The 20,834-nt window shown below is 72.6% G+C and carries 17 protein-coding genes; 8 read left to right on the forward strand and 9 right to left on the reverse strand.

The annotated features are described in order from the left end of the window. Positions 1 to 21: 21 nt before the first annotated feature. From AB4091_RS17680 to AB4091_RS17700, 5 genes are all read left to right on the forward strand, one after another. Positions 22 to 519 carry a GNAT family N-acetyltransferase gene (locus tag AB4091_RS17680; protein ID WP_442293396.1) on the forward strand — a complete coding sequence of 166 codons (498 nt, stop codon included), beginning with the start codon at positions 22 to 24 and terminating at the stop codon, positions 517 to 519. Next, positions 520 to 1,941, forward strand: a complete 1,422-nt coding sequence (locus AB4091_RS17685) for a wax ester/triacylglycerol synthase family O-acyltransferase (protein WP_442293398.1) — start codon at positions 520 to 522, stop codon at positions 1,939 to 1,941. Between the two features lie 78 nt (positions 1,942 to 2,019). Next, positions 2,020 to 3,012, forward strand: a complete 993-nt coding sequence (locus AB4091_RS17690; protein WP_442293400.1) for a quinone oxidoreductase family protein — start codon at positions 2,020 to 2,022, stop codon at positions 3,010 to 3,012. Further along, entirely contained in the window at positions 3,009 to 4,586 is a 1,578-nt protein-coding gene (locus tag AB4091_RS17695) for an amidohydrolase (RefSeq protein WP_442293402.1), read from the forward strand. Before AB4091_RS17690 ends, AB4091_RS17695 begins: the two co-directional genes overlap by 4 nt. A 68-nt stretch (positions 4,587 to 4,654) precedes the next feature. Beyond that, positions 4,655 to 6,322, forward strand: coding sequence for a sigma factor-like helix-turn-helix DNA-binding protein (locus AB4091_RS17700; RefSeq protein WP_442293404.1), 1,668 nt, complete (start codon positions 4,655 to 4,657; stop codon positions 6,320 to 6,322). 27 nt (positions 6,323 to 6,349) lie between these two features. On the opposite strand, the gene AB4091_RS17705 is transcribed toward AB4091_RS17700, so the two are convergent. Genes AB4091_RS17705 through AB4091_RS17720 form a run of 4 tightly spaced genes read right to left on the reverse strand, consistent with a single transcriptional unit; the run spans position 6,350 to position 8,806 of the window. Then, positions 6,350 to 6,565 (reverse strand): hypothetical protein, encoded by a 216-nt coding sequence (locus AB4091_RS17705; RefSeq protein ID WP_442293406.1) that lies wholly within the window; start codon positions 6,563 to 6,565, stop codon positions 6,350 to 6,352. A gap of 27 nt (positions 6,566 to 6,592) precedes the next feature. Then, positions 6,593 to 6,946 carry a hypothetical protein gene (locus AB4091_RS17710; RefSeq protein ID WP_442293408.1) on the reverse strand — a complete coding sequence of 118 codons (354 nt, stop codon included), beginning with the start codon at positions 6,944 to 6,946 and terminating at the stop codon, positions 6,593 to 6,595. Positions 6,947 to 6,956: 10 nt separating this feature from the next. Further along, positions 6,957 to 7,685: an NUDIX hydrolase gene (locus AB4091_RS17715; protein ID WP_442293410.1), complete on the reverse strand. Its 729-nt coding sequence runs from the start codon at positions 7,683 to 7,685 to the stop codon at positions 6,957 to 6,959. Then, a complete protein-coding gene (locus AB4091_RS17720) occupies positions 7,682 to 8,806 on the reverse strand; it encodes a glycosyltransferase family 4 protein (protein WP_442293412.1) in 1,125 nt (374 codons plus the stop codon). The genes AB4091_RS17715 and AB4091_RS17720 overlap by 4 nt, the downstream gene beginning before the upstream one ends. A gap of 35 nt (positions 8,807 to 8,841) precedes the next feature. Between AB4091_RS17720 and AB4091_RS17725 the strand changes: the two genes are divergently transcribed. After that, positions 8,842 to 9,663 carry a PIG-L deacetylase family protein gene (locus AB4091_RS17725; protein WP_442293414.1) on the forward strand — a complete coding sequence of 274 codons (822 nt, stop codon included), beginning with the start codon at positions 8,842 to 8,844 and terminating at the stop codon, positions 9,661 to 9,663. 137 nt (positions 9,664 to 9,800) lie between these two features. Further along, a complete protein-coding gene (locus AB4091_RS17730) occupies positions 9,801 to 12,125 on the forward strand; it encodes a heavy metal translocating P-type ATPase (RefSeq protein WP_442293416.1) in 2,325 nt (774 codons plus the stop codon). An 87-nt stretch (positions 12,126 to 12,212) separates the two neighbouring features. Here AB4091_RS17730 and AB4091_RS17735 read toward each other — a convergent pair whose 3' ends face one another. Continuing rightward, a complete protein-coding gene (locus AB4091_RS17735) occupies positions 12,213 to 14,885 on the reverse strand; it encodes an asparagine synthase-related protein (protein WP_442293418.1) in 2,673 nt (890 codons plus the stop codon). Between the two features lie 156 nt (positions 14,886 to 15,041). On the opposite strand from AB4091_RS17735, the gene AB4091_RS17740 reads away from it, so the two are divergent. Beyond that, a complete protein-coding gene (locus AB4091_RS17740) occupies positions 15,042 to 15,533 on the forward strand; it encodes a hypothetical protein (RefSeq protein ID WP_442293420.1) in 492 nt (163 codons plus the stop codon). Positions 15,534 to 15,614: 81 nt separating this feature from the next. On the opposite strand, the gene AB4091_RS17745 is transcribed toward AB4091_RS17740, so the two are convergent. The 4 genes from AB4091_RS17745 to AB4091_RS17760 form a co-directional block, all read right to left on the reverse strand. Then, complete coding sequence (locus tag AB4091_RS17745; RefSeq protein WP_442293422.1) at positions 15,615 to 16,133, reverse strand: hypothetical protein; 519 nt, start codon at positions 16,131 to 16,133, stop codon at positions 15,615 to 15,617. 256 nt (positions 16,134 to 16,389) lie between these two features. After that, positions 16,390 to 19,059, reverse strand: a complete 2,670-nt coding sequence (locus tag AB4091_RS17750; RefSeq protein WP_442293424.1) for a PKD domain-containing protein — start codon at positions 19,057 to 19,059, stop codon at positions 16,390 to 16,392. Positions 19,060 to 19,117: 58 nt separating this feature from the next. Beyond that, positions 19,118 to 20,101, reverse strand: a complete 984-nt coding sequence (locus AB4091_RS17755) for an AfsR/SARP family transcriptional regulator (RefSeq protein WP_442293426.1) — start codon at positions 20,099 to 20,101, stop codon at positions 19,118 to 19,120. Between the two features lie 253 nt (positions 20,102 to 20,354). Next, positions 20,355 to 20,834 (reverse strand): IS30 family transposase (locus AB4091_RS17760; protein WP_442293428.1); only part of this gene is annotated, 480 nt, incomplete at its 5' end.

The raw sequence follows: 20,834 nt of genomic DNA on the forward strand, positions 1-20,834 counted from the left end.
GGCCCGATCCGACCCGGCAGGATGGGCGAGGTGAGCGACTTCGAGATCCGGCCGGCGACGGCGTCCGACGTACCCGACCTGCTCCGCCTCGTGCGCGCCCTCGCGGAGTACGAGAAGGAACCCGGCGCGGCCACCGCGACCCCCGCCCAGTTCGAGGCCGCGCTCTTCCCCCAGGAGGGCGACCCCACGGCATACGCCCTCGTCGGGGTGCGTGACAGCGTTGTGGTCGGCATGGCGCTGTGGTTCCGCAGCTTCTCCACGTGGACGGGTGAGGCCGGCATCTGGCTCGAGGACCTCTTCGTGCAACCCGACCAGCGCGGTGGCGGCATCGGGCAGGCGCTGCTCGCCCGGCTCGCCGAGCTGTGCACCGACAACGGCTGGACCCGCCTCGAGTGGGCCGTGCTCGACTGGAACACCCCCTCGATCGAGTTCTACCGCGCCCGCGGTGCCCGTCCGCTCGACGACTGGACGACCTTCCGCCTCGACGGCGACGCGCTCTCACGCTTGGCGGGCCCGTAGGTGGCGCGCCCTTCGCGGCGGATGGGGTCGGCCGACGTCCTCTGGCTCGACATGGACCGGCCGACCAACCTCATGGTCATCGTGTCGGTCGTCCTCCTCGAGTCGGTGCCCGACTGGGACCGCGTGCTCGACCTGGTCCGCGAGCGCATCGTCGATCCCTTTCCCGTCTTCAGCCAGCGCCCGAGGCGACCGCGAGGACTCTCCGGGCACCGGTGGGAGGAGGACCCCGACTTCGACCTGCAACGTCACGTGCGGCGGGTGACCCTCTCCGGCACGGGGACCGCGGCCGAGGCGGATGCCGAGCTGCAGGCGTACGTCGAGGGGCACCTTCCGCGCCCCTTCGACCCTTCACGACCGCTCTGGGAGGTCCACCTCGTCGACGGCCACGGCAGGGGCGCGGCCCTCGTCTTCCGCAGCCACCACGCCCTCGCCGACGGCATCGCCCTGACCCGCGTCCTGCTCGGTCTCACCGAGGACGCCGACGGGCGGCCCGGCGACCTCGTCGGTCCCGCGGCCACGACCGACCTCGCGACCCTGCCGCTCGCCGAACCATCCGAGACGGGTGCGGGCACCGTCGCTTCAGGTCTCCGACTCGTTCGGGCAACCATTCGCTCGGCGTGGGATCGCTTGCGCTCAAAGGGCGCCCGCGCTGCAGCCATCGATGCGGCCGGGCTCACGCTCCGCACCGGGCAGGTCGTCTCCGACCTCCTGCTGACCACGAACCCCGCCAGCGCCGTCGGTGGGACGCCCGGGCACCGCAAGCGCCTCGTGTGGACGCGACCGCTCCCCCTCCCCGGGCTCAAGCAGGCCGGCAGGCTCGTCGGCGCCACGCTCAACGACGTGCTGACGAGCGCCGTCGCGGGGGCCCTGCACACCTACCAGCGCGCGCACGGCCACGAGCCCGTCGACCTCGTCACGATGGTGCCGGTCAACGTCCGCCCTCTCGACGAGCCGCTGCCCCGCGAGCTCGGCAACCGGTTCGCGCTCGTCTTCCTGCGCTTCCCGAGTCGCGACGCCACGCCGCTGGGACGGCTCGCCCTGTCGAAGGCCCGGATGGACTGGCTCAAGGCGTCGCCCGAGGCCGCGCTCACCTTCGCCCTCATCTCCGTCATCGGCCGTTTCCCCGCACCGCTGGAGCGACGGGTGGTCGACTTCTTCGCCAACAAGGCGATCGGCGTGACCACCAACGTCGCGGGCCCGCGTGAGGTCCGCTATCTCGCCGGCGTCGCGGTCACGGGCGTGCTCGGCTGGGTGCCCGGCTCGGGGCGGCACACGCTCGGCTTCTGCATCGTCACCTACGACGACACCGTGCGCATCGGGATCATGGCCGACGAGGCCGTCGTGCCCGACCCCGAGTCTCTGCTGTCGGCACTCGAGGACGAGGTGGCGCTGCTCGTGCGCCTTGGCGAGGCAGGGGCCTAGCCGGGGGGACAGATCCCGCGTGGTCCGCCCGGCGCACCGCCCCGGGACACCGGCCGCGTCGGTCGTAGGGTGGCCATCATGAACCGAGCGACCAGCGTCTTCGTCTCCGAGCCCGGCGACCGCAGCGTCCTGCAGGTGCGCACCCACGACGTCCCCGACCCCTCCCCGGGCGAGGTGCAGGTCGAGGTCGCGGCCGCCGGCGTCAACTTCATCGACGTCTACAAGCGTCAGGGCATCTACCCGGTCGCGACCCCGTTCGTGCTCGGCGACGAGGGCGCCGGAACCGTGACGGCCGTCGGCCCCGACGTGAGCGGTCTGGCCGTCGGCGACCGCGTCGCGTGGTGCCAGTCCCTCGGCAGCGAGTCCACGCTGGTCAACAAGCCCGCCGACCTGGTCGTCACGGTGCCCGACGGCGTCGAGCTCGAAGTCGCCTGCGCCGCCATGCTCCAGGGACTCACCGCCCACTACCTCGTCACGAGCACGTATGCCGTCAAGGAGGGTGACGTCGCCCTCGTGCACGCGGCGGCGGGCGGGGTCGGGCAGCTCCTCGGCCAGATGATCACGGCTCGTGGCGCCACCGTGGTGGCCACCGCCGGATCCGACGAGAAGCTCAAGATCGCAAGGGCGCTCGGCGCCCAGCACCTCATCGACTACTCGAAGTTCGACTCACCGGACGACCTCGCTGCAGCCGTCCGCGAAGCCGCCGGGCGCGGTGTCGACGTGGCCTACGACGGCGTCGGCAAGTCGACCTTCGACGCGTCCCTCGCCTCCCTCCGGCCCAGGGGCACGATGGTGCTCTTCGGCGGCGCGAGCGGGCAGGTGCCTCCGTTCGACATCCAGCGGCTCAACGCGGCCGGCTCGCTGTTCCTCACCCGCCCCAAGCTCGGCGACCACGTGGCCGAGCGGTCCGAGTACGAATGGCGTGCGAGCGAGGTGCTCGGGGCCGTCGCCGACGGCTCCCTCAAGGTCGAGATCGGCGGGCGCTACCCCCTCGCCGACGCTGCCGCGGCCTACGAGGCCCTCGAGGGCCGACAGACCACGGGCAAGCTCGTCCTGGTGCCCAAGGCATGACCCGCACACTCTTCCGGCACGACCGCATCTGGACCGGCGACACCGAATCCCCTTGGACCGACGCGCTGCTCGTCGAGGACGGGCGCGTGGTGGCCGTCGGTGCCGACGCCCGCGACGCCGCTGGTGCGGGCCGGGCAGCCACGACCGTCGACCTGCCGGGGGCCGTGGTCATGCCGGGCCTGCACGACGCGCACATCCACACCGAGTGGCTCTCGCGCGACCTCTCGTCGGTCGACCTGCGCGAGGCGCGCTCGCTCGACGAGACGCTCGATCTCATCCGGGCCCATGCTGCCGGTCTTCCCGACGGTGAGTGGCTGCACAGCGGACGCTGGAACCACAACCGCTGGGCCGTCCCGGTCCAGCCTGACAAGCACGCACTCGACACCGTCACGGGCGACCGGGTCGCTGCACTCTCAAGCGTCGACGGGCACACGATCTGGGCGAACTCCCTTGCGCTGCAACGGGCCGGAATCACGCGCGACACCCCCGACCCCGTCGGTGGGGAGATCGTGCGCGACGCCTCCGGCGATCCCACCGGCATCCTGCGCGAGTCGGCCCAGGAGCTGCTCGACGCGATCCCGCGCGAGGAGACGCCGCTGCGTCCGTGGCTCGAGCGCTGCCAGGACTGGCTGCTGTCGGTCGGCCTCACGAGCATCACCGACATCGACGGCGAGGACGCGCGAGCCGCCTACGCCGACCTGCACGCCGACGGCGCACTGCGGGTGCGCGTCACCAAGTGCACGCGCGACCCCGACCTCGAGCTGGCGATCTCCGAGGGCCGACGCTCGGGCCAGGGCGACGAGGTCTTCCGGGTCGGGCCGGTCAAGTTCTTCAGCGACGGCGCTCTCGGCTCGCACACGGCGCACATGACCGAGCCGTTCATCGGGCACGAGGGCTGCGGCATCGCGGCCATGCCCTACGAGGTGCTGCTCGAGCGCACCCTGCTCGCGGCCCGCTCAGGCCTCGACGTCGTCACGCACGCCATCGGCGACGAGGCGAACCGTCTCGTGCTCGCCTCCTTCGAGGCGGTGCGCGCCGAGGGACTCGACCGGCTGCTGCGCATCGAGCACGCCCAGCACGTGCTGCCCGTCGACATCCCCCGCTTCCGGGCGCTCGACGTCGTGGCCTCGATGCAGCCCAGCCACTGCACCGCCGACCTCGAGCTGGCCGACGAGATCATCGGGCCGCGCCGCCTCGCCTCGTACGCCTGGCGCAGCTTCCTCGACGCCGGGGTGCGGCTGGCCTTCGGCTCGGACGCCCCTGTCGAGGACCCGAACCCCTTCTTCGGGCTGCACGCCGCCGTGACTCGTCAGCGCGCCGACGGCCACCCCGCCGGAGGCTGGCGACCCGACGAGCGGATCACGCTCACCGAGGCCGTGCACGCCCACACCGTCGTCGCGCACGAGTCGGTCGGGCGCGCCGACGTCGGGCGACTCGTGCCGGGTCAGCTCGCCGACCTGGTGGCGATCGACCGCGACATCTGGGCACTCGAGCAGTCGGCGCCCGCCGAGATCCGCGACACCGTGGTGCTGCAGACGTGGGTCGGGGGCGAGCTCGCGCACGACCGCAGCTGACGCCTTCGCTGCGGCGCCGGGCCTGTCGCCACGGGCGGCAAGCGTCCATCCTTGAAGCAGGAGGGCGCATGCGCGAGATCGACGCCGACTTCGCCGCCTGGGTGCGGGCCCGGCAGCTGCGACTGCTCCGCGCGGCCACCCTCGTCGACGGTGAGCCCAGGCGCGCCGAACAGTCCGTCCTCTCCGCGCTGACCCGCCTGGCCCTGCACTGGCACCATCTGCGCGACGGCGACCCCGACGCGTACGTCCGAGGCCGCGTACACCGGTCTGCCCTCGGCGCGGCCGAAGGAGACGCGCACGCAGGGGTCGTTCCGCGCGACCTGCCGCTGCGACTGCGCAACCTCACACCACGGCAGCGCGTGGTGCTCGTCCTGCGGTGGTACGTCGGCCGGTCGCTCGACGACACGGCCGAGCTGGTCGGCGTCTCGCCCGAGAAGGCCCGCCGCGACGAGAAGGTCGCCCGCGCGAGCCTCTCAACCGACGGTGCGCGCGCACTGACCGACGAGGAGGTCACTGCGGCCCTGGAGGCCTCCAGCGCGAGCGTCCGCGAGGTCGACCTCGCAGACCGCGCCTGGCACGACGCCCTGTTGCACCGCACGACGACACGGCGTCGCACAGCGTCAGCCGTCGCTGCGGCCGCGCTCGTCGTCGGCGGCGCGACCCTCGCCGGCCGCGACCCGGTGGTCGTCACGAGCCCGACACCGTCGCCGGCGAGCCTGACCCAGGTGCCCCTGCTCGACGAGGCGACCTGGCGCACCACCGCGGGCGGTCTGAGGTACGTCCTCGCGCCGACCGCGGGCACCGAGGCCGACCAGCCGGTGCTCTCGCTCGGCCTGCCCGCGGTCATCGACCCCCGGCGTGAGCACCAGCTCGCGAGCGGGCCACGGCCGGACGGCCTCGGCGCGTTCGGCGACGCTGTCTACCTCGAGCGACGGGGCCCGGGCCGCTGGGTGCCGGTGCTGCTCTACGGCGACGGCGAGCTGCTCACCCTCGACACGGTCTCGCTGACGGACGTGCGTCCGCTGTCGGGCGCCCCCCACCCGCCCCTGGGCATCTGGGCCTTCTCGGGAGACAAGACGACTCTCGCGTTCGCCCAGCCGGGGAAGGTGATCACCTTCGACATGGAGACGCGCCGAGTGAGCACCGTCGCCATCCCGTCTCGCACCCTCGAGTGGGCGGCGTGGCGCGGCAACCACCTGCTGGCCGGCTCGGCAGAGGGCCTGTGGTCACCCGGGCTCTCGCCGGTCTGGCCCGGACCCGAGCCACCGCGACGACCGGGTGCCCGCGAGTTCCGCGTCGAGGCGGGGCACACCGTGCTCGACGAGCACTCCCCCGACCCCGGCGCGCGCCCGCCCGCCGTCGCCTGGCCTCGCACGAGCCCGGCCGGTGACACGGTGTCCAACGCAGGTCAGTACGCGTCGGTCTTCCGCCTGCCCGCAGGTGACGCCCGCGACATCCAGGCCGTGGGGCCACGACGGGTCATCGTCGCGACGAACGGCCTGGGCCGCGACCGGATGCTCGTCTTCGGCGAGGAGCAGCCTCGGTCCGCTGACTGCTGCTCCGTGCTGGGGTGGACCGTCCGCGGTGAGCTCATCTACCTCTCGACGGCACCGAGCGGCACGTGGATCATGGCGTGGGACGTCGAGACGGGCCTGGTCCGCCGGGTCTCGCAGTTCCTCACCTCGGACGGCGTGCCGCCGCTCATCGCGCTCGGCGCACGCTTCACCGTGGGCTAGAGCATCGCGTGACAGGTCACCGGGCGGTCAGGGACCACCCGGCACGACGGCCAGCAGCAGCGTGGCGAACCAGGTGAGGCCGCCCACCGCGAGCAGGAACCAGCCGATGACCCCGAGGTTGCCGGCGCCATCGGCACTGGACTCCCGAGCGCGGCGACGGCCGATGACGACGAGCGCGAGGCCGATCGACAGCCAGACGAGCCCGATGAGCAGACCGGCGAGAACGCCTGCATTCCAGCGCATCTCAACAACCCTCGCAGCGTCGGCGGGTCACCAGAGGGCTGCGACGAGCACGTTGGCGACGGCCGCGCCGCCTGCGATGTCGAGCAGCGGCCCGGTGTCACGGCCCTTGCGCGCCCGGGCGGCGCCGATCTCTGCGGCCGCGACGACACCGAGCGCGATGACGAGCTTGACCGCGACCTTCGTGTTGTTGACTTCGTGGCTGTCGTCCTTGATCGCCGACGCGATGCCGACGAGCACCAGGCCAGTGACGATCTGGGCGCGGGCTCCCCACACGATCGGCGCGGTGACGGTGCGGCCCGAGCGCACGGCGATCCAACCGCCGACGACGGCGGCCATGCCGAGCAGGTGCAGGGCGACGATGACGTTGTAGACGAAGTCCATGACCGTCATCCTACGGAGCGTCGTACTGGCCGTCCGCCCGGGGCTGGCGCAGGTCGGCGAGTGCGGCGAGCCGGCGCCACGACGAGCTCAGCGGGTAGTCGTCCAGCTCGTCCAGCGTCACCCACCGGGCATCGGACGTCGTGCCGCCGACGTCGTGGATGACGACCTCGCTGGGCTCGGGACACGTTGCGGCGTAGACGATCCGCACGGCGTGGAAGTCCTCGAGGCCACCGCCGGGTGCGCGCCCGACCCAGTGGTCCGACTGCACGGCGACGAGAGCGCCCAGCTCGATGCGCTGACCCGTCTCCTCCCACACCTTGCGGTGGACACCGTCGACGGGCGACTCACCTTCGTCGAGGCCGCCCCCGGGCAGGCCCCACCGCCCCGCGACGTGGGTCTGGGTGTTGAACTGGGTGAGCAGCAGGCCACGGGCACTCGTCACCACGGCATACGCAGCCACCCGCTGGTAGGGCTCCCCCACCTCGTGGGCGCCCACACCTGCGTCGCGACGCACCGCGACCGACCGAGGGCGTATGCCGTCCAGCGGGCTCACGCGGAACGCGAGCTCGAGGGCGCCGTCGTCGTGCACGGTGGCGGACGACGGTGCGCCGAGCGCCCAGCCGAGGTCGCCGAGGACGCCCTCGGGGTGCTCGCCGTGGCCCAGCCGCGCCTCGCCGAGCCGGGTGTGGTCGTCGCCGACCGCGACGACGCGGATTCCTCCCGGCTGGTTGGTCCTCATCGGCGGACCAGGCCGACGGCCCGCTCGTACTCCGCGACGGCCATGGCAGCGACACGGGACCAGTCCTGGGCGGGCGGGGTCGCGACGTTCCACGCACGCATCCGGGCGACCTCGTCAGGAGCCTTGGCCAGTTTGGCGATCGCCTCTGCCATCTTTGAGTCGCTCGCCACCACAAGGCCGTTCACGCCATGGGTGACGAACTCACCGACACCAGAACCAAATCGGCCGATGACCGGCAGACCGACGGTGCGCGCCTCGAGTGCAGCGATCCCGAACGACTCGAGACGGGCCGGTGACAGGTAGACGTCCGAGGCGGCATACCTGGTGCGCAGCTCGTCACGGGAGACCCGGCCGGGCAGCGAGACCCAGTTCAGCCCGCGCCTGCGCACGAGCGACTCGACCTTGCGCCGGTCGGGGCCCTCCCCCAGGACAGTCAGCGACACGGAGCCGGCGCCGGCGAGGCGCTCCGCCTCGGCGACGAGCTCGACGAGCGCGGCCGGTCGCTTGCGGGCCGCTAGACGCATCGCGGTGACGAGCCTCAGCGGCCCCGGCTCACGCGGGGCCGCCGTGGTGGTCCACCGCGCGACGTCGATGCCGTTGGGCAGCACACCGACCGAACGCTCCGGTCCGACGAGACGGCGCAGGGGCTGTGCGGCCACGTCCGACACCGCCGACATGGCGACGCCGCGACCGGCCCACCGGCGTACGAAACGAGCGAGGTCGAAGACGGGAGCGACGCCGGCCAGCATGCAGTGCCACGTCATCGCCGTGGGCAGCCCGAGCCCGATCGTGACCCGTGTGGAGTCCCACGCGAAGGGCGAGACCACCCCGGTCTGCACGTGGGTGACGTCGAACCCACCGTCGACCAGACGCCGCCGCAGCTCGGGCGGCGCCCACGGGTTGACCGGCAGCTCCCACGGCAGACGGGCCGCGAGGCGGTGGACGGGAACGCCGTCGACGACGGTCACGGCACCGTGCATCTCGCCCGCCGCGCCGCGGGTCGCGGTGAAGACCTCGACCTGGTGTCCGGCGGCCTGCAGGTGCCGGGCGAGGTCGTGCGTCTGCACCTCGATCCCGCCCAGTCGGGGCAGGTAGCAGTCGGACAGGAGGGCCACCTTCACGGGGAACACTGTGTCATGCGTCAGGATGGGTGACTGTGCCCCACACGCTGCTCGCCTTCCACGCGCACCCCGACGACGAGGCCCTGCTGACGTCGGGCACGATGGCCCGCGCGGCGGCCGAGGGGCACCGAGTCGTCGTCGTGGTGGCCACCGACGGCGAGCTGGGGCTCGCCGCGAGCGAGTTCACCGGCGACGGAGCCCTCGCCGCGACCCGAATGGACGAGCTGCGCGCGAGCGCGCGGGCGCTCGGGGTCGCCCGGGTCGAGCACCTCGGCTACGCCGACAGCGGTCTCGGGCCCGACGTTGCACCCGACCCTCCCGGGTCCACCCGGTTCGTGCGGGCCGACGTCGAGGAGGCCGCGTCTCGGCTCGCCGAGATCCTTCGCGACGAGCAGGTCGACGTCCTACTCAGCTACGAGCCCAACGGCGGCTACGGCCACCCCGACCACAAGCAGGTGCACGTCGTCGGCACCCGTGCCGCCGAGCTCGCCGGCACGCCGCGCGTGCTCGAGGCGACCGTGCCGCGCGACACGATCTGCCGCGCCATCGACCTTGCCGCGAAGGTCTACCGCTTCCCGCCCGAGTTCGACCGGTCCAGCTTCGACCGGGCCTTCTCGGCGCGCAGCGAGATCACCCACCGCATCGGTGTGCGGCGGCACATCGCAGCGAAGCGGGCCTCGATGCGGGCGCACACGTCGCAGACGAGCGCCGACGGTGGTGCCGACCGCACGCTCGCGGCCTTCCTGCGGATCCCGCGCCCGCTCTACGACCTCGTCTTCGGCCGGGAGTGGTTCGTCGACCGGTCGCTGCCGCCGGGCTCCGCCATCCGCCGCGACGTCTTCGCCGACCTCCCCTGACCCCACCGGTCGATTGCGCAGTTCCCGACGTCGGAAGATGAGCACTCGACCTGGAGGGTGGGCACGTGCGACGCGGAACGCTGTGACGCCTGTCCCGAACGTCGTCCGGCCGCTCCGGCGCGGCGGACGATGGAGGTGTGACCAGGTGGCGTGACCGCGCACCAGCGGTCTTCTTCGTCGCGTCGGCCGTCCTGCTCGCCTGCGGAGCAGTCGCGGCAGCCGTCGGCGCCGACGGCGTCTCGCGCGTCCTCTGGGTGTCGGCCACGCTGCTCGGTCTCGCCCTGTCGGTGCTGTGGACCGCGCGTTCGGTCCTCGAACGCCGGGCCGGTGTCGACGTCATCGCCGTGCTCGCCCTCGCGGGAGCGCTGTGGGTCGATGAGGCGTTCGCCGGGTCGATGATCACCGTGATGCTCGCCAGCGGTCGCCTGCTGGAGGCCCGTGCAGCAGCTCGCGCCGACCGGGAGCTGCGCCTGCTCGTCGAGCGCACCCCGCGCACGGCCCGACGACGCGCCGGGAACCAGGTCCGGGGCATACCCGTCGAGGACGTCTCCCCCGGCGACGTGCTCGTCGTGGGCACGGGCGAGGTCGTGCCCGTCGACGGCCGGCTGCTCGCCACGGGCACGTTCGACGAGTCGGCGCTCACGGGCGAGCCGATGCCGGTGGAGCGCCCGAACGGCGACGACGTCCGCAGCGGCGCGGTCAACGCCGGCCCGCCGGTCGACGTCGTCGCCACCTCGACGGCGTCCGAGTCGACGTATGCCAACGTCGTCCGGCTCGTCCAGCAGGCCCAGGCGACGTCGGCGCCGTTCGTCCGCACGGCCGACCGCTTCGCCGTGCTCTTCGTGCCGCTGACCCTGCTGCTCGCAGGGTTCGCGTGGGCCGTCGCCGGCTCCCCGGTGCGCGCCGTAGCCGTGCTCGTCGTCGCGACCCCGTGCCCACTGCTCCTGGCCGCGCCGGTGGCGATCATGTCCGGGCTGTCGCGGACCTCGCGCATCGGGGTCGTCGTCAAGGGAGGAGCCGCCCTCGAGGCTCTCGCTGCCGGCGAGGTCGTGCTCTTCGACAAGACGGGGACACTCACCCGGGGTCGTCCGGAGCTGGCCTCCGTGGTGACCGCCCCGGACGCGCCCCCGGCCCTCGACGTCCTGCGCCTTGCGGCCTCCCTCGACCAGGTCTCGCCCCACCCGCTCGCCGGCGCCCTCGTCGGGGCAGCCCGCGGCCGCGGGCTCGACCTCGCGCTCCCGGCGGACGTCCACGAGGTGCACGGCCACGGTCTCGAGGGCCGCGTCGGTGACGCCGTGGTCAGGCTCGGCAAGGCAGCCTGGATCGTGGGCGACGACGACCCGTCCTGGCTCCGGCAGGTGCGGCGACGGGCCGCGCTCGACGGGTGCCTCACCGTCTTCGTCGCCGTCGACGGCCGGCCGGCAGGCGCCTTCCTCCTCGAGGACCCGTTGCGCCCGGACGCCCCCCGGATGCTCGCGGCCCTGCGCGAGGTCGGGATCCGGCGTACGGTCCTGCTCACGGGTGACCGGGCCGACATCGCCGAGACGGTGGGGCGCATCGTCGGCGTCGACGCGGTGCTGGCCGACCGCGACCCGGCCGACAAGCTGGCCGCGGTCCGGGACGAGTCGGCCGCCGCGCGCACCATCATGGTCGGCGACGGCGTCAACGACGCCCCCGCGCTCGCGGCTGCGGGGGTGGGGGTCGCGCTGGCGGCACGCGGCGCGACCGCCTCGTCGGAGGCCGCGGACGTCGTGCTCACGGTCGACCGGGTCGACGCCATCGCCGACGCCATCCTCATCGCTCGCCGGTCGCGCCGGATCGCCCTCGAAGCCGTGCTCGTCGGGATGGGCCTGTCCCTCGTGGCCATGGTCGCCGCGGCGGCCGGCCTCCTCCCACCCGCGGCCGGTGCCGTGCTCCAGGAGGGCATCGACGTGCTCGCCATCGGCATCGCCCTGCGCGCCCTGCTGCCGACCCGGTTGCACTCCGTCCCGATGTCGGCCGACGACATCGCGACGGCCCGGCGCCTGCGGGAGGGGCACGAGGTGGCGATCGCCGCCGTCGAGCAGATCCGCACGGTCGCCGACGCCCTGCGCACCCGCGACTGTCGGCTCGACCCCGTGCACGAGCTCCTCGACCGGCTCGAACGCGAGCTGGTCCCCCACGAGCGCGCCGACGAGGAGGAGCTCATGCCCCTCGTCGCCCGCGCGCTCGGCGGCCCGGCGACGGCGACGATGCGCCGCACCCACGCCGAGATCGAGCACCAGGTCTCGCGGCTGCGGCGACTGCTCACCGGCATCGCCCCGGCGCACGTGGCGCCCGAGGACGTCACCGAGCTGCGCCGGCTGCTCTACGGGCTCTACGCCGTGTGCCGCCTCCACAACAGCCAGGAGGAGGAGGGTGCGTTCGCCCTCGTCCCGCCGACCCCCGCGACGGCCCGACGGGGCGGCACCGTACGCGGCTGACCGGGGCGTACGCGTACGGCGGCCCCGTACGCGCGGCGCGCGGGCCGGAGCGCCCACCAACCCGCGTACGGGCCAGGGACAGGCGTCTCAGGCCGGCGGCTGCTCGAAGACGATGGCCATCGGGGTCTGCTCCGACCCCTGGCCGAGCGGGTTGTCGGCGAACATCAGCTCGTAGTGCTCCTTGGGCCCTGGCGCGTCCTTGCCGAGCACGTTGCGCCCGATGTCGTTGGCGTCCATGACGACGGTGCCGCCGAAGCTGTCGCGGTAGGCAGCGGGCACGCGCTCGCGGATCGCCGCCGAGAGGCGCGCCGCGACGTCGTCGGGGTCCTTGGGGCCGAGCTTGGCCGACACGTTGGCCGGGTAGACGGAGTACTCGGTGGGACCGTCGATGGCGCGGATGTCGCCGCCGACGAGGTCGTAGAACAGGCCCCGCTTGCCGAGCACCTTGCCGATGGCGCCGCCGGCCGAGGCGAACAGCACGCGAGGGAGGCCCGCCTCCTCGATCGCCAGCTGCATCGTGAACGGCGACCCGAGCCCGATGCCGGCCGGGGTGCGCGTGACGTAGCGGCTGAGCACGCGCGCCGGGCGGCCGACCTTGATGTCCCAGATGAAGAAGGAGCGACCCTGGGTGATGGCGACGATCTTCTCGGAGATGAAGAAGAACCAGCGCCCCGTCGTCGCCGCGACGTGCTCGTCACCGGCCTCGAGCAGGCCGGAGAAGAACCGGTCGATGTAGGTCATCGTCTTCGCCTCGAGGTCGTCCTCGCGCGCATACAGGTCGGTGCGCAGCGGGTAGCGGCGCACCGACGTGCCGTCGGCGGTGACGAGGTCGAGCTGCTTGCGGGCGTTGGGCTCGTAGTCGGTCTTGACGGCTTCGACGACGTCGGCGGCCTCGGGCTCGCGCTCGTCGAAGAACTCCTGCAGCCACAGCTCGACGTTGAGGATGCGCCAGATGGTCATCGAGTCGACCGAGTTGGTGCCCTTGATCCACCCCTCGAAGGCGTGGAGCACGGCCGTCTGGTCGAAGTAGGGGCGGTTGGCGAACGACTCGGAGAGGAACTCGCCGTAGATGTGGTTCTTCAGGCGCATGAACCAGTCGGCTTGCGGCGTGCTGGAACCCACCTTGTCGCGGCGGTCGACGACGGAGTCGGGCAGCCGCCCCCGCATCGCGTCGCGCAGCACCCGCTTGCCGAGGCCGTCCTTGATCAGGGCGTCGTCGTCGAGACCGAACACGAAGCGCGCGAGGTCGCGGTCGACGAACGGCAGCCGCACGGACACGCCGAAGCGTCGGGCGTTCTTGTCGGTGGAGCGCAGCCGGGCCGGAAGCGAGTCGACGAAGAGGTCGTCGACGAGGCGCTTGCGCAGGTCGGAGCGCTCGGTGTCGTGGGTCTCTGCGGCGTGGGCGCGCGCGAAGTCGGCCCCGAGGAGCGAGGTGACCGCGACAGCCTTGCGGCCGCGAAGCCGGTCGCCGACGCGCGGGCGGCCGCGGCGCACGAGCACGTCGAGCGAGCGGCCCAGCTCGGAGGCGGCGAGCGCGGCGCTGCGGCCCCGCAATCCGCGCAGGTGGATGAGGTGGTGTGCCCCGAAGCCGCCGAGCAGCTCGTCGCCACCGAGACCGTCGAGCACGACGGTGTCGCGCTGCGCGGCCTCCTGGAGCACGCGGTACTGCGTGTAGGGACCGGTCGACCCGAGCGGCTCCTCCTGGGTGCGCACGAGGTCGCGCATGTCCTTCTTGAACTCGGACGGGGTCGGTTCGAAGCGGTGGGCGTCGACGCGCGCGCCGAGGCCGGCCGTGACCGCGTCGACCTGCGCCTGCTCGTCGATGCGCGAGCCGGGGTAGACCGCGGACCACGTGTCCTGCACGTCCGCAGCCGCGGAGCCTGCCGAGATGCCCGAAGCGCCCGAAGCGTCCGGAGCGCCCGCCTCGTTCTCGACCGCGTCGAGGAGCGAGGCGATGGCCGCCGAGTCGATACCGCCCGACAGCGCGGTGCCCACGCGGCCCGTGGAGGCCGACCGGCGGCGTACGGAAGCGGTCAGCAGTGACCGGAACTCCGCAGCGACCGCAGGGGTGTAGGGCCGCGCGCTGCGGGCGAGCTCGGCGAGCTCGTCACGCAGCCGCGTGTAGGGGCGGCGTTCGAGGCCGTGCGGCCCGAGCGTCACGACCTCGCCGGCGCCGACGCGCTCGATGCCGGCGAAGAAGGTGGCGGGTCCGTCGTCGTGCACCCGGAAGCGCAGGTAGCGGTAGATGGTGCGGTCGTCGGGACGGCGCTCGTGCTGGCCGCTCTCGAGGATGCCGCGGATCTCGCTCGACACGAGCCAGCCCGACCCGGCTGCCGCGACGTAGAGCGGGCGCACCCCGAAGTGGTCTCGGGCCAGGGTCATGGTGCGGGTGTCGCGGTCCCACACGGCGAGCGCGAACGCACCGTCGAGGCGGTCGAGACCGTCGGTGCCCCACTCGGTGAACGCCGTGAGGACGACCTCTGCGTCGCTGCCGACACCGAAGTCGTGGCCGAGCGTCTCGAGGTCGCCGCGCAGCTCGGACCGGTTGTAGAGCTCACCGTCGAGCGCGAGCGTGAAGCGGCCCCCGCGGCTCGTGGCGAGCCGGTCGAGACCGCTGTCGTCGTGCGCCGGACGGGCGGCCAGACCGGCGTCCCCGTCGTGCGCGGTCGACGCCGGGCCCGCCCCGGGATGCGTCGCGAGCAGTCGGTCGAGAAGGGCCTCGTCGGCGTGGACACCCAGGTGTCCGGCGATTCCGCACATGGGGTCAACCCTAGACGGGCCCAGACCTGCCTCGACCCACCCCCGCTCGCGGCCCGCGCGCCGGTGTCGCACGAAACCTGGCGAAGGCGTGAACCGGACCACCTCAGGTGAGCGTCGTTCATTGGGGAGCATCCCTCAACGGAGAAGGAGCACGACATGAAGCGACCGACCCGCACGTCCGCCCTCGTCGCCGGCGCAGTCCTCGGCCTCACCACCCTCGTGGCCCCCGCGGCCTCGGCGAGCGACGGCTCTTCCGGCCACCACCGCTCGGGACACACGATCCTGCGCGCGGACCTCGAGGGCAGCATGCCGGACGGCCCCACGCTCGCCGGAAACGTCGGCCCGGGTGGCAAGCCCTGGGTCCTCGACGAGGGCTCGGCGCGCGTGCGCTCGGACGGCCGGGTCCGCGTACGCGTGGAGGGCCTCATCATCCCCGAGTTCGGGACCCCTGGACCGGTGAAGTCCATCAGCGCATCGGTCGTGTGCAACGGCATGGTCGTCGGCACGACCAAGACGGCACCCCTGTCCATGGAGGGTGACGCCCGCCTCGACGGCATGGTGTGGCTGCCGAAGCACTGCCACATGCCCATGGTGCTGGTGAACCCGAACGGCAACGCGGGCGCCTACATCGCCGCCACCGGCCTCTGACCGAGTCCCCTCGAGAAGACTGCGTATGCCGCCTGGCCCCCCAGGCGGCATACGTTCGTCCGCGCCGGGTGCCGCGCGCTCTCAGTTCTCGGGCCGCCACGGCGTCGTCGGCACGGTGACGCTGCCGCCGGAGCTGCTCCGGACGGTGACGCTCACGGGGTCCGTTGCCTGCCAAGCGAACACAGTGCCGCCGTAGCGTTGACCGCGGCCGTTCTGGACCTCGCCGATGAGCCTGCCGTCCGCCCGGTAGGCGAGCAGGTGGGCCGCGGGGTCCGAGCTCCTGGCGCTGACCAGCAGCTGGCCGCCACTGGTGGCTGTCGCGTTGGTCCAGCACTTGTCGACCTCGACGCTGTCGGCGCCTGCGGGCACCGGCCGTGCTGTCGCCGACGCCGGCTGGCGCCCCACCGGTGGTGCCGCGGCCGGTGTGCCCTGGACGGGCGGAGCGGCCGGCGCGGTCGTGCGTGCGACAGGGGCGGCCGTTCGTGCCGTCGGGGCGGAGGTCGTGGCGACGACGGCGCCGCAGCCCGAGAGAAGGCCACCGGCCAGGACGACCACCGTCGAGGCGCGCAGCGCGCGACGCGCCGGGTTGGGGACGGACATCGCGGGTGCCTCCTCACGGATCCGGACGGAACCGCCGCACCCGCCGAGGCACAGGCCGAGGGCCGGCGCGGGCGGGTGGTGGGCGGGTGGTGGGCGGGGTGGAGCAGGGTTGCCGTCGGGGTCCCGGGGGGGATTGAGACCCCGACGACAACGTCTTGGTGGCCGTCCTACGCGGTCTCCCGCGTCCGGACGGCGAGCGCTCGGGTGGCTGCCGGAGCCCTTCGGCTCCGACAGCCACCGTCAGTTCAGGCCTGGGTCACTGCCTGATCTTGTCGAGCTTCGACGGCGGGCTCGTCCCGATCACCGTGCCGGCGGCGTTCAGCGCCTTGACCGTGATCGGCGACTGCGCACACGGCGTCGCGTAGGTGCCACCGAGGTTGCAGGCCGGCGGCGGGGCGCCGACCGCGGTGACGGTGAACGAACCGGGTGCCACGAGCGAGACCGTGAGGTTGGCCGCCCCGAGCGTGGCCGGGTCGAACGTCGTGCCGGTCTCCGTCTGGTACGGCAGCAGCCGCATCGAGCTGACGGTCGCGTCGGTCGACGTCGCGGTGATGACGAGCCGCTGCTTGCTGGTGCGGTACTCCACCGGCGTCAGGGTGATGTTCGTCGGCACCGAGGCCCCGACCGTGACCGTGACGTTCGTGGTGGACGACGTGCCGTTCGCGTTCTTCGCGAACACGCTGTAGACGTACGTCCCTGCGACCGTCGGGGTGAAGCTCAGCCGCGAGGTACCACTCGCGGTCGCCGCGGTCGGCGTCTGCGTGAGCCCCGGCTGTGCCGGTCCGGACACGAACGCCCAGGTCCACGTCGGCGCGGGCAGCGAGCTGCTCGTGGCCGTGATGGTCACCAGGGTGTTGGCCGTCACCGTCTGGTTCTGGATCGGCGCGATGCTGGGCTTGGGCGCCGCAGCGACCGCGATGGTCGTGTCGACGAAGGCCACGCCGCACGGGTTCGACGCAGTGAGCCGCACGTTGTACGAACCTGCTGCCAGACCTGCCGCGTTGAACGTCGGCGTGGTCGTGGTGGCGCCGGTGAGGGCACCGTTGAGGTCTGTGCCTCCGACGGTCGTGCCTGCCGTCCACTGGAGCGTGACGGGAGACGACGCGCCGGCGGGGACGCCGCCAGAGAGCTGGACCGTTCCGCCGTTGGCCACCGAGAACGGTGCGCCGTTGAACGTCGGGGTCGCGCAGACCACCGCAGGCGGTGTCACGTCGCTCGGCCAGGGGTTCAGCACGCCGGCCTGGGTGCCGGTGAGCGACTGGTAGCCGCCGTAGGCAAGGAACGGGATCGTGTTGAAGTTGTTCTCCGGCACGGGCGTTCCAGGCACGTTCTCCGGGAAGATGTACTCGCCGATGGGGGCGTGGTACTGCCCGTAGAAAATGCCGTTGGCGGCCGTCTGGGCGCCCGGCGTGCCGGGGACCTGGCTGTTCGGGTTGGCCTCGATGGTGCCGGGCTTGAACTGTGAGCCGCCGTCGACGACTGCACGGACCTCACGGGTGGGCGGGATGAACTGGCCACCGGCAGGCGGAGTGCACGCCTTCTGCGTCGGCACCGTCGCGGTGCACGGCGGCCGGAACCGCCAGCGTCCGCGCACCGCACCGCCGGGAGGACCGGGGTCGGGCATGATCGTGCCCCACTCGCGGTCGGTGGTGGCCCCGGTGACCGGGTTGATGTCGATGCCGTAGAGGCGGACCATGCGGCTCTCGTCGGTGGTCATGCCCTCGAAGCGGGTGCGGACAGCTGCCTCGCCGGCGCCGAAGACCGTGAGGCCGCCGGTGCCGATGAGCGACACGTCGACCGACACGTAGGCGGGGTCGATGCCCGGCTGGGTGTAGATGCCGAGGCTCGCCACGATCGTGTGGGCCGAGATGTACTGACCACCGTTGGCGCCGCCGTCCTGGATGAGGTTGCCGGCGAAGGTGACGTAGTCACCGATCTCGAACGGCGCCTGCTTGCGCGGGTCCGCGCACGGGCTGCGGAGGCAGGTGTTGTTGTTGGCGTCGACGGCGGCCGGCGAGTCCATGCGGAACATCGTGTAGGCCGCACCGAGCACGGGGAGCGCCGGCTGCGGGGTGATTCCGGACCGGTCGGTGCCGTCGTAGACGGGCCGGTTGGCCTGCGGGCAGAGAGCGTCGTCGTTCGTCGTGGTCGGCGCGCTGCGCGGGATGCACATCGGGAAGCCGGTCTCGGCGAGGATGGTCGGGTTGTCCTGGTCGACCTGGAACCGGTCGTCCGGGGAGGCAGCACGGCCGTAGCGTCCTGTCCCCGTGGTTCCGACCGCGGGGTCGTTGATCCGCACCCGGGTGCCCGTGCCTGCGACGCCGGTCTTGCCGCCGACCTCCATCTCACCGGTGGTGTAGTCGATGAAGTTGACGTAGCCGGCACCGTTGTTGAGGTCCTGCTGCGAGATGTGGACCAGGCCCGCGATGTAGCGGTCGTTCGCACCCTGGATGACGCGGTTGCCGACGACGTGCACCTCGTACGTCGTCAGCGGCTTGGGCGTGTCGGCCAGCGCCATGCCCGTCTGCGTCGGACCGTAAGGAGCGGGCGCGTGGGTGAAGAGCTCCTGCCAGGTGAGCGCGCTCGCCGGCAGGATGACGATGGTCTCCGCGGGGATCACGATCTTGTGACCGTTGACCGTCAGGGTGCCGCCGGAGTGCACGTCACCGGGCGTGTTGAGCGTGGCCGTCTGCATGAAGCCGGTGATGTCGAACTGCGTGCTCGACGCGACCGTCGGGTTGATCGCCGGGGCGACCAACGGGGCCACCGCACCGTTCGCGGCGTTGCTCGCCACCGGTGCCAGGCCTCCGGCGAGAGCGATCGCGGCTACCGCCGAGAGGAGTCGGCGTCGACTGGGCGAGCCACCCCCCTCACCGGGTCCGCCGGCGGTGCGCCTCCTGCGCGCACCTTCCAGTTGACTGAACATTGCCGTCCTCCTTGTGCTTTCTCTTCGGGGTGCTGCTGCTGGTGGTGGTGTCGGCCGGTCAGGCCGACACGCGGATGCCGAGGTACTGCCTCGTCACGTCGTCGAGCAGGTGCTTGAGACGGGTGGAGTCGTCCTCGAACGCGCGGGTCAACGGCGCGCTGCCGTTGGCGTCGGGGCCGCGCGGCAACCCGACGCCCTCGCGGGCCGGGTCCGCGGCGAGAGCCAGGTGGAGCCGGAAGACGGCGTCGAGCAGGTCGTCGAGGTCGTCGCGGTGGCCCTCGGTCACGCCGAGCAGCCGCGGGAACACCTCACGCACCCGCGCCCCCGGGGGGCAGCCGAGCTCGGAGGCGAAGAGCGACCGGCACGACTCGTAGGCTCGCAGCCCGTCGGCGTGCTGGCCCCGCAGCTCGAACGACCTGAGGAGCACGAACCACGCCGGCTCCGAGAACTGGTCTCGGTGGAGCGCCTGGGCGGCCCAGCGCTCGGCCTGTCCGTGCGCGCCCGCCGCCAGGGCCAGCTCGGCCGCATCGACCGTGGCCCGCAGGACCTCGGAGTTGTGGGCCTGCCGTGCCACGGTGGCCCAGACCGTGTCCTCCTCGGGCAGGAGCGGAGCCTGCACGGCGGACAGGGCAGAGGCGTACTGGCCGAGTGCCACGACCGGGTCGGCGCCGGGCTCGCTGGCGAGTGCCACCAGCTGCTCGAAGCGGCGGACGTCGAGGTCGACGCTGTCGACGTCGAGCAGGTAGCCGCCGGGCATCGTCCGGACGGGGCTGGTGCCGCCGAGCAGCAGCTCCAGGCGGCGGCGCAGGAGGCTCACGTACGACTCGAGCGTGGCCGTGGCCCCGTGCGGCGCGGCCGTTCCCCAGAGCAGCTCGACGAGCCGCGTCTTGGAGACGCCGGCGCCGTGGTGCAGGCAGAGCGCGAGCAGGATCTGCCGCGCCTTCGCGCCACCCAGCTGTCGCGGACCGAGCGTGGCCCCACCACAGCTCAGCGCCAGACCCCCACAGAGCCTGATTGTCAGACGTTCATCAGGTCGCCTCATCACGATCCCCCCTCAAGGACGTGACTCCATGATGGGAGGCTGCGACGAGGGCAGCACGCGCCAGCAACGGTGGCGCCCCGCGCCGAAAATTGGGTGCGTTTTCGGCCGCGAACGCCTTCCGCGACGTGCTACCCATTGACAAAAGGGGACGAAATCACGGGGTGCCGAGGGCTCAGGCAGTCACGTCGTCTGCACCCTCCGCCCTCGAGTGCTCAGTTCCCGACGCGCACCGGGCGTCGGAAAGTGGGCGGTCTCAACTCGTGTGTGCAACGGTGAGTAGTTCGTTGAGCCTAACGGCCGGGGTGTGGAAGCCGAGGGTGGCTCGGGGTCTGGTGTTGAGTAGGTGTTCGACCTCGGTGACGCGTTCGTCGGTGACGGTGGTGAAGTCGGTGCCTTTGGGGAAGAACTCGCGGATCAGCCCGTTGGTGTTCTCGTTGCTGCCGCGTTGCCAGGGTGAGTGTGGGTCGCAGAAGTAGACGTTGCAGCCCGCGGCGATGGTGAACCGGGCGTGCTCGGCCATCTCCGCGCCTTGGTCCCAGGTGAGCGTCTTGGCCAGCTGGGCGGGTAGCGCTGTGATCATCTCGATGAGCTGGTCGGTGACCGTGGCCGCGTCGTGCCGGGCCGGGAGCCGGGCGATCATCGTGTACCGGGTGGTGCGCTCGACCAGCGTGATCGCGGCGGTGCGGTTCCCGGCACCGAGGATCAGGTCGCCTTCCCAGTGTCCGGGCACGGC

This window comes from Terrabacter sp. 2RAF25, from assembly GCF_052115265.1.
GTDB lineage: Bacteria > Actinomycetota > Actinomycetes > Actinomycetales > Dermatophilaceae > Terrabacter.

Excerpts from the sequence above, each read along its gene's own strand:
- AB4091_RS17690 (WP_442293400.1), top strand. The coding sequence starts at position 2,020 with ATGAACCGAGCGACCAGCGTCTTCGTCTCCGAGCCCGGCGACCGCAGC.
- AB4091_RS17710 (WP_442293408.1), bottom strand. The coding sequence starts at position 6,946 with ATGGACTTCGTCTACAACGTCATCGTCGCCCTGCACCTGCTCGGCATG.
- AB4091_RS17680 (WP_442293396.1), top strand. The coding sequence starts at position 22 with ATGGGCGAGGTGAGCGACTTCGAGATCCGGCCGGCGACGGCGTCCGAC.
- AB4091_RS17705 (WP_442293406.1), bottom strand. The coding sequence starts at position 6,565 with ATGCGCTGGAATGCAGGCGTTCTCGCCGGTCTGCTCATCGGGCTCGTC.
- AB4091_RS17745 (WP_442293422.1), bottom strand. The coding sequence starts at position 16,133 with ATGTCCGTCCCCAACCCGGCGCGTCGCGCGCTGCGCGCCTCGACGGTG.
- AB4091_RS17700 (WP_442293404.1), top strand. The coding sequence starts at position 4,655 with ATGCGCGAGATCGACGCCGACTTCGCCGCCTGGGTGCGGGCCCGGCAG.
- AB4091_RS17740 (WP_442293420.1), top strand. The coding sequence starts at position 15,042 with ATGAAGCGACCGACCCGCACGTCCGCCCTCGTCGCCGGCGCAGTCCTC.
- AB4091_RS17755 (WP_442293426.1), bottom strand. The coding sequence starts at position 20,101 with ATGAGGCGACCTGATGAACGTCTGACAATCAGGCTCTGTGGGGGTCTG.
- AB4091_RS17715 (WP_442293410.1), bottom strand. The coding sequence starts at position 7,685 with ATGAGGACCAACCAGCCGGGAGGAATCCGCGTCGTCGCGGTCGGCGAC.
- AB4091_RS17750 (WP_442293424.1), bottom strand. The coding sequence starts at position 19,059 with ATGTTCAGTCAACTGGAAGGTGCGCGCAGGAGGCGCACCGCCGGCGGA.
- AB4091_RS17695 (WP_442293402.1), top strand. The coding sequence starts at position 3,009 with ATGACCCGCACACTCTTCCGGCACGACCGCATCTGGACCGGCGACACC.
- AB4091_RS17735 (WP_442293418.1), bottom strand. The coding sequence starts at position 14,885 with ATGTGCGGAATCGCCGGACACCTGGGTGTCCACGCCGACGAGGCCCTT.